Below are 14,793 nucleotides of genomic sequence, written 5' to 3'. Positions count from 1 at the left end.
CGTGCACCGGCGCCCGCGCATGCGCGAGCGCTCAGTCGGCAAGCCGCTTGTCGGCGAGCGCCTTGCAGCAGTCTTCGTATACCCATTGCACGAGTTTCGCCCGGTAGTCGAGGTCGTCGGTATCGACGATTTCCTCGACCGCGTCGCGCGCCCACGATGCGTCGACGAAACCGGCGTGGCGCTTCGCGATGTCCTGTGCAAGCGCGGCCAGCTTCGCGATGGCGAGCCAGTCGGACTGCCGGTGATGGCGGTCGAGCCAGCGGTGCGCGGCCTGGACCTGGAACGACGCGTCGGGCCAGGATTCGTTGAGGTAAAACGCGCCGAGATTGCCGCAGGTGAGCCAGCACAGCAGCTCCAGGCGGTCTTGCGAGCCGAGGTTGTGGGATGCGTCGGTCATGGCAGCGCTCACGAAAGGCATCGGTTCCGGATGGCGCGGTTTGCAACAGCCGGCGCCGATACTAAAAACATAGCACGATGCGGGCCACGTGGCGCGTCGGCGTGGCGCGAATGCCGCAACGGCGGGAACGGGCCGGCCGTCGGGAGTCGTGCCGGCGTCCGCGCAGCCCGCGCGCCGGACCTTGCGGTGTCGTTCGGCGTCATCGCGGCGGCGCGCCACTCTCGCTAGAATGGCCGTTTTCCGGGAGACAGGAAGCGATGAAAATCTACGATCAGTTTTACATCGACGGCGCATGGCGCAAGCCGGCCGGAACGGGCACGATCGACGTGATCGACTCGGGCACCGAGGCCGCGATCGGCCGGATTCCGGAGGGCGCCGCGTCCGATGCGCAGGACGCGATCCGCGCCGCGCGCGCGGCCTTCGATGCGTGGGCCGCAACGCCGGCCGCGACGCGCGCGGGCTACCTGCGCAAGATCGTCGAGCGTCTGCAGGCGCGCAGCGAGGAACTCGCGCAGTCGATCACCGGCGAAGTCGGGATGCCGATCAAGCTGTCGCGCGCGATCCAGGTCGGTGGCCCGATCCATAACTGGAAGGCGTACGCGAAGCTCGCCGAATCGTTCGAATTCGAGGCGACGGTCGGCAACTCGCTGGTGGTGCGCGAGCCGGTCGGCGTCGTCGCGGCGATCACGCCGTGGAACTATCCGCTCAACCAGGTCACGCTGAAAGTCGCGCCGGCGCTCGCGGCCGGCTGTACGGTGGTCCTGAAGCCGTCGGAAGTCGCGCCGCTCAATGCCTTCATGCTCGCCGAGGCGATTCACGAAGCGGGCCTGCCGCCGGGCGTGTTCAACCTCGTGTGCGGCTACGGGCCGGTCGTCGGCGAGGTGCTGGCCACCGATCCGGACGTCGACATGGTGTCGTTTACGGGGTCCACGCGCGCCGGCAAGCGCGTGGCCGAGCTGGCGGCCGCGGGCGTCAAGCGCGTCGCGCTCGAACTCGGCGGCAAGTCGGCGTCGGTGATCCTCGACGATGCCGATTTCGCGACGGCGGTGAAGGGCACGGTCAACGCGTGCTACCTGAACGCCGGCCAGACCTGTTCGGCGCATACGCGGATGCTGGTGCCGGAGGCGCGCTACGACGACGCGCGCGCGCTCGCGAAGGCGGCGGCCGAAGCGTACGTCGCGGGCGATCCGCGCCAGGAAACGACGCGTCTCGGCGCACTCGCATCGGCCGTGCAGCAGCAGCGCGTACAAGCGTACATCCAGCGCGGCATCGACGACGGCGCGGAGCTGGTGACGGGCGGCACCGGCCTGCCGGAAGGGCTTGCGAAAGGCTTCTTCGTGAAGCCGACCGTGTTCGGCCGCGTCGATCCGAAATCGGCGATCGCGCAGGAGGAGATCTTCGGGCCGGTGCTGTCGATCATCACGTACCGCGACGAAGACGAAGCCGTGCGGATCGCGAACGATTCGCCGTACGGGCTCGGCGGCGCGGTGTGGGCCGGCAGCGACGAGCGCGCGATGCGCGTGGCGCGCCGCATCCGCACGGGCCAGGTCGACATCAACGGTGGCACGTGGAACGGCGCCGCGCCGTTCGGTGGCTACAAGCAGTCGGGACACGGTCGCGAGAACGGCGTGTACGGGCTCGAAGAGTATCTCGAGTACAAGTCGATGCAGCTCAGGCAGACGCCTCAGGGCTGAGCGTTTCACCCCGCACGACCGGCAACGGCACGCTCGCGTGCCGTTTTTTTATTGACGGCCGTCAAGGTGCGCGCCGGTGGATCGTCGATCATCGCGTTTCCGATTTCCGATGTTTCGACGAGGTTTCCGATGACCGCACGCAATTCCTTCCCGCCGCTGACGATTCGCGGCCGCACCTTGCTGCCCGTCGTGCAGGGCGGCATGGGCGTCGGCATCTCCGCGCACCGCCTCGCGGGCAGCGTCGCGCGCGAAGGCGCGCTCGGCACGATCGCGAGCATCGACTTGCGTCACCACCATGCGGACCTGCTCGCGCGCTGTCGCGCGAATACCGACCGCGCGACGCTGGAGGCCGCGAACCTAGAAGCGCTCGCGCGCGAGATTCGCCTCGCGAAGACCTACGCCGAAGGGCACGGAATGATTGCGGTCAACGTGATGAAGGCGGTGAGCGCGCATGCGGACTACGTGCGCGTCGCGTGCGAAGCGGGTGCCGACGCGATCGTGATGGGCGCCGGATTGCCGCTGGACCTGCCGGACCTCACGCAAGGCCATGACATCGCGCTGATCCCGATCCTGTCGGACAGCCGAGGGATCGCGCTGGTGCTGAAGAAATGGATGAAGAAGGGGCGGCTGCCCGATGCGATCGTGATCGAGCATCCGGCGCATGCGGGCGGCCATCTCGGCGTCACGCACATCGACGACATGCACGACGCGCGCTTCGATTTCGCACGCGTGCTCGACGAGACCGCACACATCATGGCGTCGCTCGGCCTCGCGCGCGACACGATCCCGCTGATCGTTGCGGGCGGGATCAACAGTCACGACGCGGTGCGCGCGGCGCTCGAAGCCGGCGCGAACGGCGTGCAGGTCGGAACGCCGTTCGCGGTGACCGAAGAAGGCGACGCGCATCCGAACTTCAAGCGCGTGCTGGCCGACGCATGCGCCGACGACATCGTCGAATTCGTCAGCGTGACGGGGCTGCCCGCACGCGCGGTGAAGACGCCGTGGCTCGATCGCTACCTGCGCAACGAAACGCGCATTCGCAACAAGCTCGGCGCGTTCCGGCAGCGCTGCCCGACCGCGCTCGAATGCCTGAGCGTGTGCGGGCTGCGCGACGGCATCGAGAAATTCGGCCACTTCTGCATCGACACGCGGCTGGCGGCGGCACTGCGCGGCGACGTCGCGAACGGCCTGTTCTTCCGCGGCCGCGAAGCGCTGCCGTTCGGCAACGCGATCCGCAGCGTGCACGACTTGCTCGACCTGTTGCTGACCGGCCGTGCTTGCGAGCCTGCGACAAACCGCCCCATGTTTACGCTGGCTTGACGGATATCAAGATGGCGAAAAGACCCCACTGCGAGAATGGAATCAATTCTTTGGGGGTCCGTACCATGCACAAAACAATTCGAATCCAAGCCACCGTTGCCGCCGCCGCCGTTGCGGCAGCCCTCGTCGCGATGCCTTCGCTGTCGCACGCGGCGTCGCCGGGTGACGGCATCAACCAGGGCGACGTACTGGTCCGGCTGCGCGCGATCAGCATCCAGCCGAACGAGCGCGCGAGCGACACGCTCGGTGCGATCAACACCGGCGTGAACAACGCGATCGTGCCGGAGCTCGACTTCACCTACATGATCCGCGACTACCTCGGCGTGGAGCTGATCCTCGGCACGTCGCGGCATCAGATGACGTCGAGCCTCGGCAATCTCGGCGGCGTGGGCGTGCTGCCGCCGACGCTCTTGCTGCAGTACCACTTCAACCATGCCGGCAAGGTGCGTCCGTACGTCGGCGCGGGCCTGAACTACACGTACTTCTACAACAACGGGCTCAACGTCGGCGGGGAGGGCGTGTCGATCAACAAGAGCAGCTTCGGTCCGGCGCTGCAGTTCGGCGTCGACGTGCAGGTGACGAAGAAGGTGTTCATGAACGTCGACGTGAAGAAGATCTGGATGAGCACCGATGCGACGCTCGGCGACAAGGGCATCGGCACGCTGCACATTGATCCGCTGATCGTCGGCGTGGGCGTCGGGATGAAGTTCTAGACGCGAGCGGAAAAGAACAGAGTTGGGGTTGGCGGCATGGCGGTCGGCATGCCGCTCTTTTTTTGTGCGGCGGTTTTACAGCTTGTCGTACTGAAAGCGCATCGCGGTGCCTTCGCGCTTGATGCGCTCCCACACCGCGCGCTTTTCTTCGTCGCTCAGGAACACCCAGTTCGATACTTCGGCGGCCGTGCGGCCGCAGCCCTTGCAGACTTCGTCGAAGAGGGTCGAGCACACGCCGATGCAGGGGCTGTCGGGCAGGTCGTGGAGATTGGAGGTCATCGGGAGGGTTCGTGCCATGAATCGTCAGGGCATCATTTTAATGCATCGGCGCCGGTCGGCCGGCGGGTGTCGCCGCCGTGCCGTCCGGCCGCATCGTCGTTACAGTGCGAGTGCGGCCCGCGCCGGCCGGGACGGCAGTGCGTGCGGCGCGGGCCGCGAATTCACCGGCGCAACGCGGGTGTGCGCGGCCGTCGCGCATGCCCGCCGTGCGGATGCCGTTTCGCCGGCGCTTTCTTTTCCTGATGGACAGCCGCCGATTACCCGATAGAATTCCCCCGGAACACCCCGCCGTGCGGCCCGCCCGGAGCGGCTCGCAGCGGGAATCTGTTCCGTTTGCGCGACATCGGCATGATTTTTTTGTGACGGCGCGTGAATGATGGTAGTTTTCGGGGTTTTCGAGGGGCGGAGCACCAGGATGCGCCGCCATGACGAGGCAGACGGCAGCCGGGCAACGTGTCCGGTCGGAGGGAGAACGGGATGAAAGCAAAGGTAGTGGGCCGGTTCGCAGCGCTCGCGCTGTGCGTGGGTGCATCGGCGGCGGCGGCGAAGGATACGCAGCTCAATGTCTACAACTGGTCGGACTACATTGCGAAGGACACGATCCCGAACTTCGAGAAGCAGACCGGCATCAAGGTTCGCTACGACAACTACGACAGCGACGACACGCTGCAGGCGAAGCTGCTGACGGGCAGCTCGGGCTACGACATCGTCGTGCCGACCAGCAACTATGCCGGCAAGCAGATCGCGGCCGGCATCTTCGCGCCGCTCGACAAGTCGAAGCTGCCGAACCTCAAGTACCTCGATCCGCAACTGATGGCGCTCGTCGCCGGCGCCGACCCGGGCAACAAGTTCTCGGTGCCCTGGGCGTACGGCACGACCGGCCTCGCCTACAACCTGACGAAGGCGCAGCAGGCGCTCGGCAAGGTGCCGCTCGACAACTGGGACATCCTGTTCAAGCCGGAAAACCTGTCGAAGCTGAAGACCTGCGGCGTGTCGGTGCTCGACGCACCCGACCAGATGTTCGCAGCGGCGCTGCACTACATCGGCAAGGATCCGATGAGCACGAACCCGGCCGACTACAAGGCCGCGATGGACGTGCTGAAGAAGATCCGCCCGTACATCACGCAATTCAACTCGTCGGGCTACATCAACGACCTGGTCGGCGGCGACATCTGCTTCGCGTTCGGCTGGTCGGGCGACGTCGTGATCGCGAAGCATCGCGCGATCGAGGCGAAGAAGCCGTACAAGATCGAGTACTACATTCCGAAGGGCGGCGCGCCGGTGTGGTTCGACGTGATGGCGATTCCGAAGGACGCGAAGGACAAGGATGCCGCGCTGCAGTGGATCAACTACATCGAGGATCCGAAGGTGCACGCGGCGATCACGAACGCCGTGTACTACCCGAGCGCGAACGCCGAGGCCCGCAAGTACGTGCGTCCTGACGTCGCGAACGACCCGGCGGTCTACCCGCCGGCCGACGTCGTGAAGACGCTGTTCCTGCTCAAGCCGCTGCCGCCGGAAATCCAGCGTCTGCAGACGCGTCTGTGGACCGAGCTGAAATCGGGCCGCTGACGCGAGCCGAAGTGAGCCGGCAGTCATGAAGCCCCTGGGTGCCCCCGGGGGCTTTTTCGTCAAACGCAGGAGAGAAGCAGCAGATCATGAATAGCCAGTCGGGTGCGACGGTCGCGGGCGCGCCGTCCTTCGTTCCTTCGTCCGGCGCGGATGCACGCGCCGAGAACTTTGTTCAGATCGTCGACGTCGTCAAGAAATTCGGCGAGACCGAGGTGGTGCGCAACGTGAACCTCACGGTGCGCCAGGGCGAGCTGTTCGCGCTGCTTGGCAGTTCGGGCTCCGGCAAGTCGACGCTCCTGCGGATGCTCGCGGGCCTCGAGACGGTCACGTCGGGCAAGATCCTGATCGACGGCGAGGATCTCGCGCAGATGCCGCCGTACAAGCGGCCCGTGAACATGATGTTCCAGTCGTATGCGCTGTTTCCGCACATGTCGGTCGAATCGAACGTCGCGTTCGGCCTGAAGCAGGAGGGCACGCCGAAGGCCGAGCTGAAGGAACGCGTGGCCGCGGCGCTGGACCTCGTGCAGATGGGCAAATACGCGAAACGCAAGCCGCACCAGCTGTCGGGCGGCCAGCAGCAGCGCGTCGCGCTCGCGCGTTCGCTCGTGAAGCGTCCGAAGGTGCTGCTGCTCGACGAGCCGATGTCCGCGCTCGACAAGCAGATCCGTCAGCGTACGCAGATCGAGCTCGTCAACATCCTGAAGCAGGTCGGCGTCACCTGCATCATGGTCACGCACGACCAGGAAGAAGCGATGACGATGGCGAACCGGCTTGCCGTGATGAGCGAAGGGCAGATCGTGCAGATCGGCTCGCCGAGCGACGTCTACGAATATCCGAACAGCCGATTCTCGGCCGAGTTCATCGGCTCGACCAACCTGTTCGACGGCGTCACCGTCGAGGACGAACCCGATCACGTGTACATCGAATCGCCGGAACTGCCGAGCCGGCTGTACGTGAGCCACGGGATCACGGGCCCGCTCGGGATGCCGGTCACGGTGTCGGTGCGCCCCGAGCGGATCGCGCTCACGCGCAAGCCGCCCGAAGGCGCGTTCAACTGGGCGCACGGCAAGATCAGCAACATCGCGTACATGGGCGGCTATTCGCTGTATCACGTGCTGCTCGACGCGGGCAAGACGGTGATCGCGAACGTGTCGAGCCTCGCGATCACCGAGCTCGAGACGCCGGCGCTCGGCGACGAGATCTACGTGCGCTGGAGCGCGACGGCAGGCGTGGTGCTGACGTCATGAGCACGCTCAAGTCCCTGCTCGCCTGGCCCGTGCGGCGCTTCAACCTGACGGGCGGCTCCGCGGTCGTCGCGGGGCCGTACACGTGGCTCGTGCTGTTCTTCCTCGTGCCGTTCGTGCTGGTCGTGAAGATCAGCTTCGCGGAGCTGCAGCTCGGCATTCCGCCGTACACGGAGCTCGCGTCGTACACGGACGGCGTGGTGCACATCGCGCTGAACCTGTCGCACTACGCGTTCCTGTTCACGGACAGCCTGTATTTCGCGACCTACGTGAACTCGGTATGGGTGGCCGCGATCACGACGCTGCTGTGTCTGCTGCTCGGCTATCCGATGGCGTACTACATCGCGCGCTCGAACCCCGCATCCCGTAACCTGCTGATGATGGGCGTGATGCTGCCGTTCTGGACGTCGTTCCTGATTCGCGTGTACGCGTGGATCGGAATCCTGAAGAACAACGGGCTGCTGAACAACTTCCTGATGTGGATCGGGCTCACCCATGCGCCGATCGAGCTGTACCGCACGAACTACGCGGTGTACATCGGGATGGTCTATTCGTACCTGCCGTTCCTCGTGATGCCGCTGTACGCGCACCTCGTGAAGATGGACCTGCGCCTGCTCGAAGCCGCGTACGACCTCGGCGCGAAGCCGTGGAAGGCGTTCGTGCAGATCACGCTGCCGCTGTCGAAGAACGGGATCATCGCGGGCTGCCTGCTGGTGTTCATTCCGGCGGTCGGCGAGTACGTGATTCCGGAGCTGCTCGGCGGCGCGAACACGCTGATGATCGGCCGCGTGATGTGGAACGAGTTCTTCAACAACGCCGACTGGCCGATGGCGTCGGCCGTGACCTGCGCGATGGTGCTGCTGCTGCTCGTGCCGATGGCGATGTTCCAGCACTTCCAGGCGAAGGAGCAGGAGGGCCGCCGTCGATGAAGCCGAATCGTTACCTGCAGTTCGCGGCGCTGTTCGCCGGCTTCGCATTCCTGTACATCCCGATCGTCAGCCTGATCGTCTATTCGTTCAACGAGTCGAAGCTCGTCACCGTGTGGTCGGGCTTTTCGCTGCGCTGGTACTCGGCGCTCGTGCAGGACGACGAGCTGCTGACCGCCGCCTGGCTGTCGCTGAAGATCGGCGTGATGACCGCGTTCGCGTCGGTGTTCATCGGCACGTGGGCCGGCTTCGTGCTGGCGCGCATGGGCCGCTTTCGCGGCTTCGCGCTGTTCAGCGGGATGATCAACGCGCCGCTCGTGATTCCCGAGGTGATCCAGGGGATCTCGCTGCTGCTGCTGTTCATCGAACTGGCGAAGTGGATCGGCTGGCCGGCCGAGCGCGGCGTGTTCACGATCTGGCTCGGCCACGTGATGCTGTGCATCTCGTACGTCGCGATCATCGTGCAGTCGCGCGTGCGCGAGTTGAACCCGTCGCTGGAGGAAGCCGCGCTCGATCTGGGCGCGACGCCGCTGAAGGTGTTCTTCACGATCACGCTGCCGCTGATCTCGCAGGCGTTGATCGCGGGCTGGCTGCTGTCGTTTACGCTGTCGATCGACGACCTCGTGCTGTCGGCGTTCCTGTCGGGCCCGGGCTCGACGACGCTGCCGCTCGTCGTGTTCTCGCGCGTGCGTCTCGGCCTGAATCCGGAGATGAATGCGCTCGCGACGTTGTTCATCATCGCGGTGACGGCCGGCGTGGTGATCGCGAACTTCGTGATGCTGCGTCAGGAGCGCAAGCGGATGGCCGCGTTCGCGACCTGACGCACCGGTTGCCGACGCAACGAAAAACGCCCGGCGCCGACGATCAGTCGGGCCGGGCGTTTTGTCTGGCAGGTGCAGGCCGGAGCGGTTACGCGCCGAACGCGGCCTTCGCCAGCAACCCGAGCGCGACGCACACGAGCACGGCCGCGAAGCCGACCTGCACGTGCCGTGCCGACAGATGCCGCGACGCGCCGCGGCCGGCCGCCATGCCGATGGCGGTCGCGACCGTGAACCACAGCATCATGTCGAGCGGCGCGCGCGTGCCCGACACCAGCGTCGCGAACACGCCGCCGGTGCCGACCAGCGCGATCACCATCAGCGACGTCGCGACCACGCCGTGCATCGACACGTTCGTGAACTTGCGCAGCATCGGCACGATCACGAAACCGCCGCCGACGCCGAGCAGCCCCGTCATCAGGCCCGTCACCGCGCCGGTCGACGCCAGCGCGAGCCCGACCGGCCAGGACCACACGAGCCGGCCCGTATCGGGATTCACGCGGCCGACGCACAGCCGCGATTCGTCGGCGTCGCCGGGCGCGTTGCGCAGCGCCTGCCGCAGCAGGCGGACGGCGACGACCAGCATCGTCAGCGCGAACAACGCCAGCAGCACGTGTTGCGGCAGCACGTGCGCGAGCTTCACGCCGAGTGTCGTGAGCGGCACGCCGGCCACGGCCATCAGCAGCGCCGCGCGGTAGCGCACGAGTCCGCGGCGAAAGCCTTCGAGCGCACCGAGCGCGGCGCTGCCCGCCACCGCGACGAGCGCGACGGGCGTGGCCTGCTGCATCGGCCAGCCCATCCCGACGACGAGCGCGGGCACCGCGAGAATGCCGCCGCCCGCGCCGGTGAGACCGAGCACGGCGCCGACGAAGCCGCCCAGTACGAGGGAAATCAGCATGGCGTCATCCGGTGGGTCAACGTGCGATCGCGGGTTTCGCGAGCCATTCGCGGCCCTTGAGCATCGCCTTCCAGTAGACCGGCGGCAGCACGCGCTCCTTGAGCAGCCATGCCAGCCGCGATGGGCGCCTGCCGTCGATCAGCCAGGCGGGGAAGGTCGGCGCGACCTTGCCGCCGTACAGGAATTCCGCGAGCACGATCTTGCCGCGCTCGACGGTGAGCGGGCACGAGCCGTAGCCGTCGTACGCGGCGTGGCCTTGCGCGCGGCCGAGCGACGCGAGCACGTTGTGCGCGACGACGGGCGCCTGCTTGCGGGCGGCCGCGGCGGTTTTCGCGTTGGTCGTATTGGTGACGTCGCCGAGCGCGAAGATGTTCTCGAACTGCTTGTGGCGCAGTGTCGCCGGATCGACGTCGATCCAGCCGGCCGCGTCGGCGAGCGGGCTCGCGCGCACGAAGTCGGGCGCCTTCTGCGGCGGCACGACGTGGATCATGTCGAACGCGCGCTCGATGGTCTCGGTGCCGCCGCCGGGCAGCGTGCGCGTGAACGTCGCGCGCCGCGCCGGCCCGTCGATCGCGACGAGGTTGTGGCCGAACGACAGCGCGATGTCGTAGCTTTTCACGTATTCCATCAACGCGGGCACGTAGTCGGCCACCCCGAACAGCGCGCCGCCCGCGTTCAGGAATTCGACGTTCGCCGCGCCGAGGCGGCCGGTGCGCCGCCAGTGATCGCACGACAGGTACATCGCCTTTTGCGGCGCGCCCGCGCATTTGATCGGCATCGGCGGTTGCGTGAAAAGCGCATTGCCGCCGCGGAACGCCTGCACCAGTTCCCACGTGTACGGCGCGAGATCGTAGCGGTAGTTCGACGTCACGCCGTTGCGGCCGAGCGTGTCGGCGAGACCGTCGATCGCGTGCCAGTCGAGCTTGAGCCCCGGGCACACGACGAGCTTGCGGTAGCCGATGCGCCGGCAGCCGTCGAGCACGACCGTATGCGCGTCGGGTTCGAAGCCGGCGACGGCGGCCTGGATCCATTTCACGCCGCGCGGCAGCAGGTCGGCAATCCGGCGCGCGGTCGTTTCCGGCTGGAATACGCCGGCCCCGACCATCGTCCAGCCCGGCTGGTAGTAGTGGATATCGGCGGGATCGATCACCGCGATATCGAGCGACGCGTCGCGTGCGAGCAGGCTCGATGCGACCGCGACGCCGGCCGCGCCCGCGCCGACGATCACGATGTCGTGCCGCGCATCGACGGCCGGTGCGGCGGACCGGCCGCCTTGCGCGAGACGCGACGCGAGTGCGCCGAGGTCGTAGCCGGCCGCGGCGGCCGTCGCGACGATGTCGTTCAGCGGGCGCAGGCCGGCCTGCGACAGCGCCCACAGCGTCGCCGAGCGCGTGCCGCTGCGGCAGTACGCGAGCACCGGGCCGGAGAGCGACGCGACGAGCGTGCCGAACTGCGCGGCCTGGTCGTCGGTGACCTTGCCCGTATCGACGGGCCGGTCATGCACGGCGATACCGAGCGGCGCGGCGGCGGCGCGGATCTCGGCGACGGTCGGCTGGTCGGCGCCTTCGCCGTCGGGGCGATTGCAGACGATCGCGCGGATGCCGGCGGCGTGCAGCGCGGGCAGGTCGGTCACGGCGATCTGGGGTGACACCGACAGCGTGTCGGTCAGCTTGCGGATGGTCATGTCGGGGGTTCTCCGGTCGGGGCGGCGGCTCAGATCGCGTCGAGCGGGATCTTCAGGTAGCGCACGCCATTGTTTTCGGGTTCGGGCAGGTGGCCGGCGCGCATGTTGACCTGCACGGACGGCAGCATCAGCACGGGCATGTCGAGCGTCGCGTCGCGCGCGGTGCGCATGTCGACGAAAGCGTCCTCGGTCACGCCGTCCTTCACGTGCACGTTCGCGCGGCGCTGCTCGGCAACGGTCGTCACGTACTGCACGTCGCGGCCGCCCGGCTGGTAGTCGTGGCACAGATACAGGCGCGTGTCGGGCGGCAGTTCCAGCACGCGCGCGATCGAGCGGTACAGCGTGCGTGCGTCGCCGCCGGGGAAGTCGCAGCGGGCCGTGCCGTAGTCGGGCATGAACAGCGTGTCGCCGACGAAGGCCGCGCGCTGCATCGCGTCGTCGACGCAGTAGGTCAGGCACGCGGGCGTATGGCCCGGCGTGTGCAGCGCGCGGATCGTCAGCGCGCCGAGCGCGAGCGTGTCGCCGTCGTCGACGAGCCGGTCGAACTGGCTGCCGTCCTGCGCGAAGCCGGGGCCGGCGTTGAACAGCGTGCCGAACACGTGCTGCACGCGGCGCACGTGCGAGCCGATCGCGATCCGGCCGCCGACGTGCGCCTTCAGGTACGGCGCGGCCGACAGATGGTCGGCATGCACGTGCGTTTCCAGCAGCCAGTGCACGGTCGCGCCGAGTTCGGCGACGCGCGCGATCAGCCGGTCGGCGCTGGCCGTGTGCGTGCGGCCGGATTTCGGATCGTAGTCGAGCACGCTGTCGATCAGCGCGCACGCGCGGCTCGCCGTATCGAGCAGCAGATAACTGACGGTGTGGGTCGCCGGGTCGAAAAAGCCTTCGACTGACAGCGTGGGAGTAGGGCTCACGGGAATGTCCTCGATCGGGTTCTGCATCTGCAATCGGGAATCTCATGTTCAAGAAGCGTGCCAACCGGCGTCGCGGCGCTTGGCGACTTGACAGGTGCTTGATTTGGCTCGTCTTTTCGGAGCGATTGCGGCGATCTGCAACGGCGGGCGACGTGCTGCCGTCCATGTGGACTGCCACGACTGGCAGTGTCGTGGCAGAATTGGCAGTCGGTCTGGCAGCCCGCCCGGCCATCCGCTTTCGAGCCTCCGCATGAATCCGCGCGACACCATTCCGATCGTTCCCGCGCCGCCGCGCGACGTGATGCCCGACGTGCGTGCGCTCGTCGCGTATCTCGAGCACGACCCGCAGCCGATGATCGTCGTCGATCCCGATTACCGCATCCTCGCAGCGAACGATGCGTACCGCCGCCAGTTCGGCGTGGCGGGCGTCGAGCACGTGGGCCGGCACTGCTTCCAGGTCTCGCATCACTACGACGTGCCGTGCGACCAGGCCGGCGAGCATTGCCCGATGAAGCAGGCGCGCGAATCGCGCAGCCTGAACCGCGTGCTGCACATCCACCATACGCCGCGCGGCCCCGAGCACGTCGACGTCGAGCTGCGGCCGATCTTCGATGCGAGCGGCACCGTGATCGCGTACGTCGAGCGGCTGACGACGGTGCGCAGTGCGTCGGCGCAGCCGAGCGCGGAAGGGCTCGTCGGCGGCGCCGACGCGTTCAATGCGGCGCTCGGCGCGTTGCAGCGGGTCGCGCCGTCGACGCTGCCCGTGCTGCTGCTCGGCGAGTCGGGCACCGGCAAGGAATTGTTCGCACGGGCGCTGCACGAGGCGAGCGATCGCGCGATGGGGCCGTTCGTGGTCGTCGATTGTTCGGGGATCGCCGAGACGCTGTTCGAGAGCGAGCTGTTCGGCTACGAGAAGGGCGCCTTTACCGGCGCGAATCAGCGCAAGCCGGGCCTCGTCGAGACCGCGCAGGGCGGCACGCTGTTTCTCGACGAGATCGGCGACGTGCCGCTGCCGATGCAGGTGAAGCTGCTGCGGCTGATCGAGTCGGGGACGTTCCGGCGCGTCGGCGGCGTCGAGGCGCTGCGCGCGGATTTCCGGCTCGTCGCGGCGACCCACAAGCCGCTGCGCGAGATGATCGACGACGGCCGGTTCCGACAGGATCTGTACTACCGGATCAACGCGTTTCCGATTCCGCTGCCCGCGCTGCGCGAACGGCGCGGCGACGTGGCGCTGCTGGCCGAATCGATCCTGCAGCGGATCGCGAATGCGCGCGCCGGCGCGGGCGATGCCGGCGCGCGGCCGTTCGCGGCCCGGCCGTTCGTGCTGACCGAGCGCGCACGGGCCTGCCTCGACGCGTATGCGTGGCCCGGCAACATCCGCGAGCTGCGCAACGTGCTCGAACGCGCGTGCCTGTTCGCGGACGACGGGACGATTCGCGTCGAGCATCTGCCGGCCGAGCTGGTCGCGGCATCGGCGGCGCCGCACGCGCGCGCGGCGGACTCGCGCGGCGTGTCGGATGCGGAACTCGTGCGGATTGCCGGCACGTTCGACGGCACGCGCAAGGCGCTGGCGGAGCATGTCGGGATGAGCGAGCGGACGCTGTATCGGCGGATGAAGGCGCTCGGGCTCGGGATGCGCGACCGGTGAGCGTAGCGTCGCGGTAACTGGCGGCCACGGGCGGCTTTGTCGATAATGGCGCGTTCGATTCCAACGCCGTCGCCGATGAAGAATCCTCTCCTTTCCGGTTGCATGTTGCTGGCCGCCGCTACGCTGGCCAACCCGGCACAGGCCGCCGAATATGCGTGGACCGATGCGCTGGGCGCGCATGCGGTGACGTTCGCGCGGACCGAGTCCGGCGACGACGTGCAGCTCAAGGTATCCGCGACACTCGACGGCCGGCCCGACTGGACGGTGCGCGACTATGTGAAGGAATGCCCGGTCGACGTGATCCTCGACGTCGTGCCGGCGTCGATCGAGATGACCGACCTGCTCGGCAACGGTCGCAAGCAGTTCCTGTTCGCATACAAGATCGGCTGCCGCGGCGACGTCAGCGCGGACCAGGTCAAGTACTTCCTGATCGACCAGGGGACGAAATACGTGCTGCGCGGCGAGGAGACCGTCACGGTCAAAGGCAAGTTCATGGACGGCGGTGCGGTGCCCGCGCCGAGTGCGGACCTGAAGGCGCAACCCGTGTTCCTGCGCTACATGACGAAGCACTGGCGCGCGATCAGCCTGCGCGACTATCGCTGAGTACGCTGCCGGGCGGGTGGTTCAGCGCATGTCGATCACGCTTCCCGCTTTGAGCCGCATGGTGTCCTCCGTTCGGTGCGCAC

At 67.5% G+C, this 14,793-nt stretch carries 14 protein-coding genes; 9 read left to right on the top strand and 5 right to left on the bottom strand.

Annotation, left to right across the window (positions count from 1 at the left end; genetic code table 11):
- Positions 1-31 precede the first annotated feature (31 nt).
- Positions 32-397 carry a hypothetical protein gene (locus tag DCN14_RS23660; RefSeq protein WP_096505175.1) on the bottom strand — a complete coding sequence of 122 codons (366 nt, stop codon included), beginning with the start codon at positions 395-397 and terminating at the stop codon, positions 32-34.
- A 257-nt stretch (positions 398-654) separates the two neighbouring features.
- Between DCN14_RS23660 and DCN14_RS23655 the strand changes: the two genes are divergently transcribed.
- From DCN14_RS23655 to DCN14_RS23645, 3 genes are all read left to right on the top strand, one after another.
- Positions 655-2,091 carry an aldehyde dehydrogenase family protein gene (locus tag DCN14_RS23655; RefSeq protein WP_096505177.1) on the top strand — a complete coding sequence of 479 codons (1,437 nt, stop codon included), beginning with the start codon at positions 655-657 and terminating at the stop codon, positions 2,089-2,091.
- A gap of 129 nt (positions 2,092-2,220) precedes the next feature.
- Positions 2,221-3,411, top strand: a complete 1,191-nt coding sequence (locus DCN14_RS23650) for a nitronate monooxygenase family protein (protein ID WP_096505444.1) — start codon at positions 2,221-2,223, stop codon at positions 3,409-3,411.
- Positions 3,412-3,476: 65 nt separating this feature from the next.
- Positions 3,477-4,124 (top strand): OmpW family outer membrane protein, encoded by a 648-nt coding sequence (locus tag DCN14_RS23645; protein WP_096505179.1) that lies wholly within the window; start codon positions 3,477-3,479, stop codon positions 4,122-4,124.
- A gap of 75 nt (positions 4,125-4,199) precedes the next feature.
- Here the strand turns inward: DCN14_RS23645 and DCN14_RS23640 are convergent, their stop codons facing one another.
- Positions 4,200-4,403 (bottom strand): DUF1289 domain-containing protein, encoded by a 204-nt coding sequence (locus DCN14_RS23640; RefSeq protein ID WP_096505181.1) that lies wholly within the window; start codon positions 4,401-4,403, stop codon positions 4,200-4,202.
- 477 nt (positions 4,404-4,880) lie between these two features.
- Here DCN14_RS23640 and DCN14_RS23635 point away from each other — a divergent pair, with 477 nt between their 5' ends.
- The 4 genes from DCN14_RS23635 to DCN14_RS23620 all read left to right on the top strand — a co-directional run bounded on the left by DCN14_RS23635 (position 4,881) and on the right by DCN14_RS23620 (position 8,966).
- On the top strand, positions 4,881-5,975 hold the full coding sequence (locus DCN14_RS23635) for a polyamine ABC transporter substrate-binding protein (RefSeq protein ID WP_096505183.1): 1,095 nt from the start codon (positions 4,881-4,883) through the stop codon (positions 5,973-5,975).
- Positions 5,976-6,061: 86 nt separating this feature from the next.
- Positions 6,062-7,222 (top strand): polyamine ABC transporter ATP-binding protein, encoded by a 1,161-nt coding sequence (gene potA, locus DCN14_RS23630; protein ID WP_096505185.1) that lies wholly within the window; start codon positions 6,062-6,064, stop codon positions 7,220-7,222.
- Positions 7,219-8,148 carry an ABC transporter permease subunit gene (locus DCN14_RS23625; RefSeq protein WP_096505187.1) on the top strand — a complete coding sequence of 310 codons (930 nt, stop codon included), beginning with the start codon at positions 7,219-7,221 and terminating at the stop codon, positions 8,146-8,148. Before potA ends, DCN14_RS23625 begins: the two co-directional genes overlap by 4 nt.
- The gene (locus DCN14_RS23620) at positions 8,145-8,966 is read left to right on the top strand and encodes an ABC transporter permease subunit (protein ID WP_096505189.1); all 822 of its coding nucleotides are present in this window, start codon (positions 8,145-8,147) and stop codon (positions 8,964-8,966) included. The genes DCN14_RS23625 and DCN14_RS23620 overlap by 4 nt, the downstream gene beginning before the upstream one ends.
- Before the next feature lie 88 nt (positions 8,967-9,054).
- Here DCN14_RS23620 and DCN14_RS23615 read toward each other — a convergent pair whose 3' ends face one another.
- The 3 genes from DCN14_RS23615 to DCN14_RS23605 are packed head-to-tail and all read right to left on the bottom strand — an operon-like array spanning position 9,055 to position 12,459.
- A complete protein-coding gene (locus DCN14_RS23615; protein ID WP_096505191.1) occupies positions 9,055-9,861 on the bottom strand; it encodes a sulfite exporter TauE/SafE family protein in 807 nt (268 codons plus the stop codon).
- A gap of 16 nt (positions 9,862-9,877) precedes the next feature.
- The gene (locus tag DCN14_RS23610; RefSeq protein ID WP_096505193.1) at positions 9,878-11,545 is read right to left on the bottom strand and encodes a bifunctional protein tyrosine phosphatase family protein/NAD(P)/FAD-dependent oxidoreductase; all 1,668 of its coding nucleotides are present in this window, start codon (positions 11,543-11,545) and stop codon (positions 9,878-9,880) included.
- A gap of 29 nt (positions 11,546-11,574) precedes the next feature.
- Positions 11,575-12,459, bottom strand: coding sequence for an MBL fold metallo-hydrolase (locus DCN14_RS23605; protein WP_096505446.1), 885 nt, complete (start codon positions 12,457-12,459; stop codon positions 11,575-11,577).
- Between the two features lie 250 nt (positions 12,460-12,709).
- Here DCN14_RS23605 and DCN14_RS23600 point away from each other — a divergent pair, with 250 nt between their 5' ends.
- The gene (locus tag DCN14_RS23600) at positions 12,710-14,107 is read left to right on the top strand and encodes a sigma 54-interacting transcriptional regulator (protein ID WP_096505195.1); all 1,398 of its coding nucleotides are present in this window, start codon (positions 12,710-12,712) and stop codon (positions 14,105-14,107) included.
- Between the two features lie 75 nt (positions 14,108-14,182).
- The gene (locus tag DCN14_RS23595) at positions 14,183-14,710 is read left to right on the top strand and encodes a hypothetical protein (protein WP_096505448.1); all 528 of its coding nucleotides are present in this window, start codon (positions 14,183-14,185) and stop codon (positions 14,708-14,710) included.
- Positions 14,711-14,793: the final 83 nt, after the last annotated feature.

This window comes from Burkholderia sp. IDO3, from assembly GCF_003366075.1.
Taxonomy (GTDB): Bacteria; Pseudomonadota; Gammaproteobacteria; order Burkholderiales; family Burkholderiaceae; genus Burkholderia; species Burkholderia anthina.
Note: the sequence above shows the minus strand (reverse complement) of the source record. Positions and strands in the feature narration are given on the sequence as shown.

Excerpts from the sequence above, each read along its gene's own strand:
- DCN14_RS23660 (WP_096505175.1), bottom strand. The coding sequence starts at position 397 with ATGACCGACGCATCCCACAACCTCGGCTCGCAAGACCGCCTGGAGCTG.
- DCN14_RS23655 (WP_096505177.1), top strand. The coding sequence starts at position 655 with ATGAAAATCTACGATCAGTTTTACATCGACGGCGCATGGCGCAAGCCG.
- DCN14_RS23650 (WP_096505444.1), top strand. The coding sequence starts at position 2,221 with ATGACCGCACGCAATTCCTTCCCGCCGCTGACGATTCGCGGCCGCACC.
- DCN14_RS23645 (WP_096505179.1), top strand. The coding sequence starts at position 3,477 with ATGCACAAAACAATTCGAATCCAAGCCACCGTTGCCGCCGCCGCCGTT.
- DCN14_RS23640 (WP_096505181.1), bottom strand. The coding sequence starts at position 4,403 with ATGACCTCCAATCTCCACGACCTGCCCGACAGCCCCTGCATCGGCGTG.
- DCN14_RS23635 (WP_096505183.1), top strand. The coding sequence starts at position 4,881 with ATGAAAGCAAAGGTAGTGGGCCGGTTCGCAGCGCTCGCGCTGTGCGTG.
- potA (WP_096505185.1), top strand. The coding sequence starts at position 6,062 with ATGAATAGCCAGTCGGGTGCGACGGTCGCGGGCGCGCCGTCCTTCGTT.
- DCN14_RS23625 (WP_096505187.1), top strand. The coding sequence starts at position 7,219 with ATGAGCACGCTCAAGTCCCTGCTCGCCTGGCCCGTGCGGCGCTTCAAC.
- DCN14_RS23620 (WP_096505189.1), top strand. The coding sequence starts at position 8,145 with ATGAAGCCGAATCGTTACCTGCAGTTCGCGGCGCTGTTCGCCGGCTTC.
- DCN14_RS23615 (WP_096505191.1), bottom strand. The coding sequence starts at position 9,861 with ATGCTGATTTCCCTCGTACTGGGCGGCTTCGTCGGCGCCGTGCTCGGT.
- DCN14_RS23610 (WP_096505193.1), bottom strand. The coding sequence starts at position 11,545 with ATGACCATCCGCAAGCTGACCGACACGCTGTCGGTGTCACCCCAGATC.
- DCN14_RS23600 (WP_096505195.1), top strand. The coding sequence starts at position 12,710 with ATGAATCCGCGCGACACCATTCCGATCGTTCCCGCGCCGCCGCGCGAC.
- DCN14_RS23595 (WP_096505448.1), top strand. The coding sequence starts at position 14,183 with ATGAAGAATCCTCTCCTTTCCGGTTGCATGTTGCTGGCCGCCGCTACG.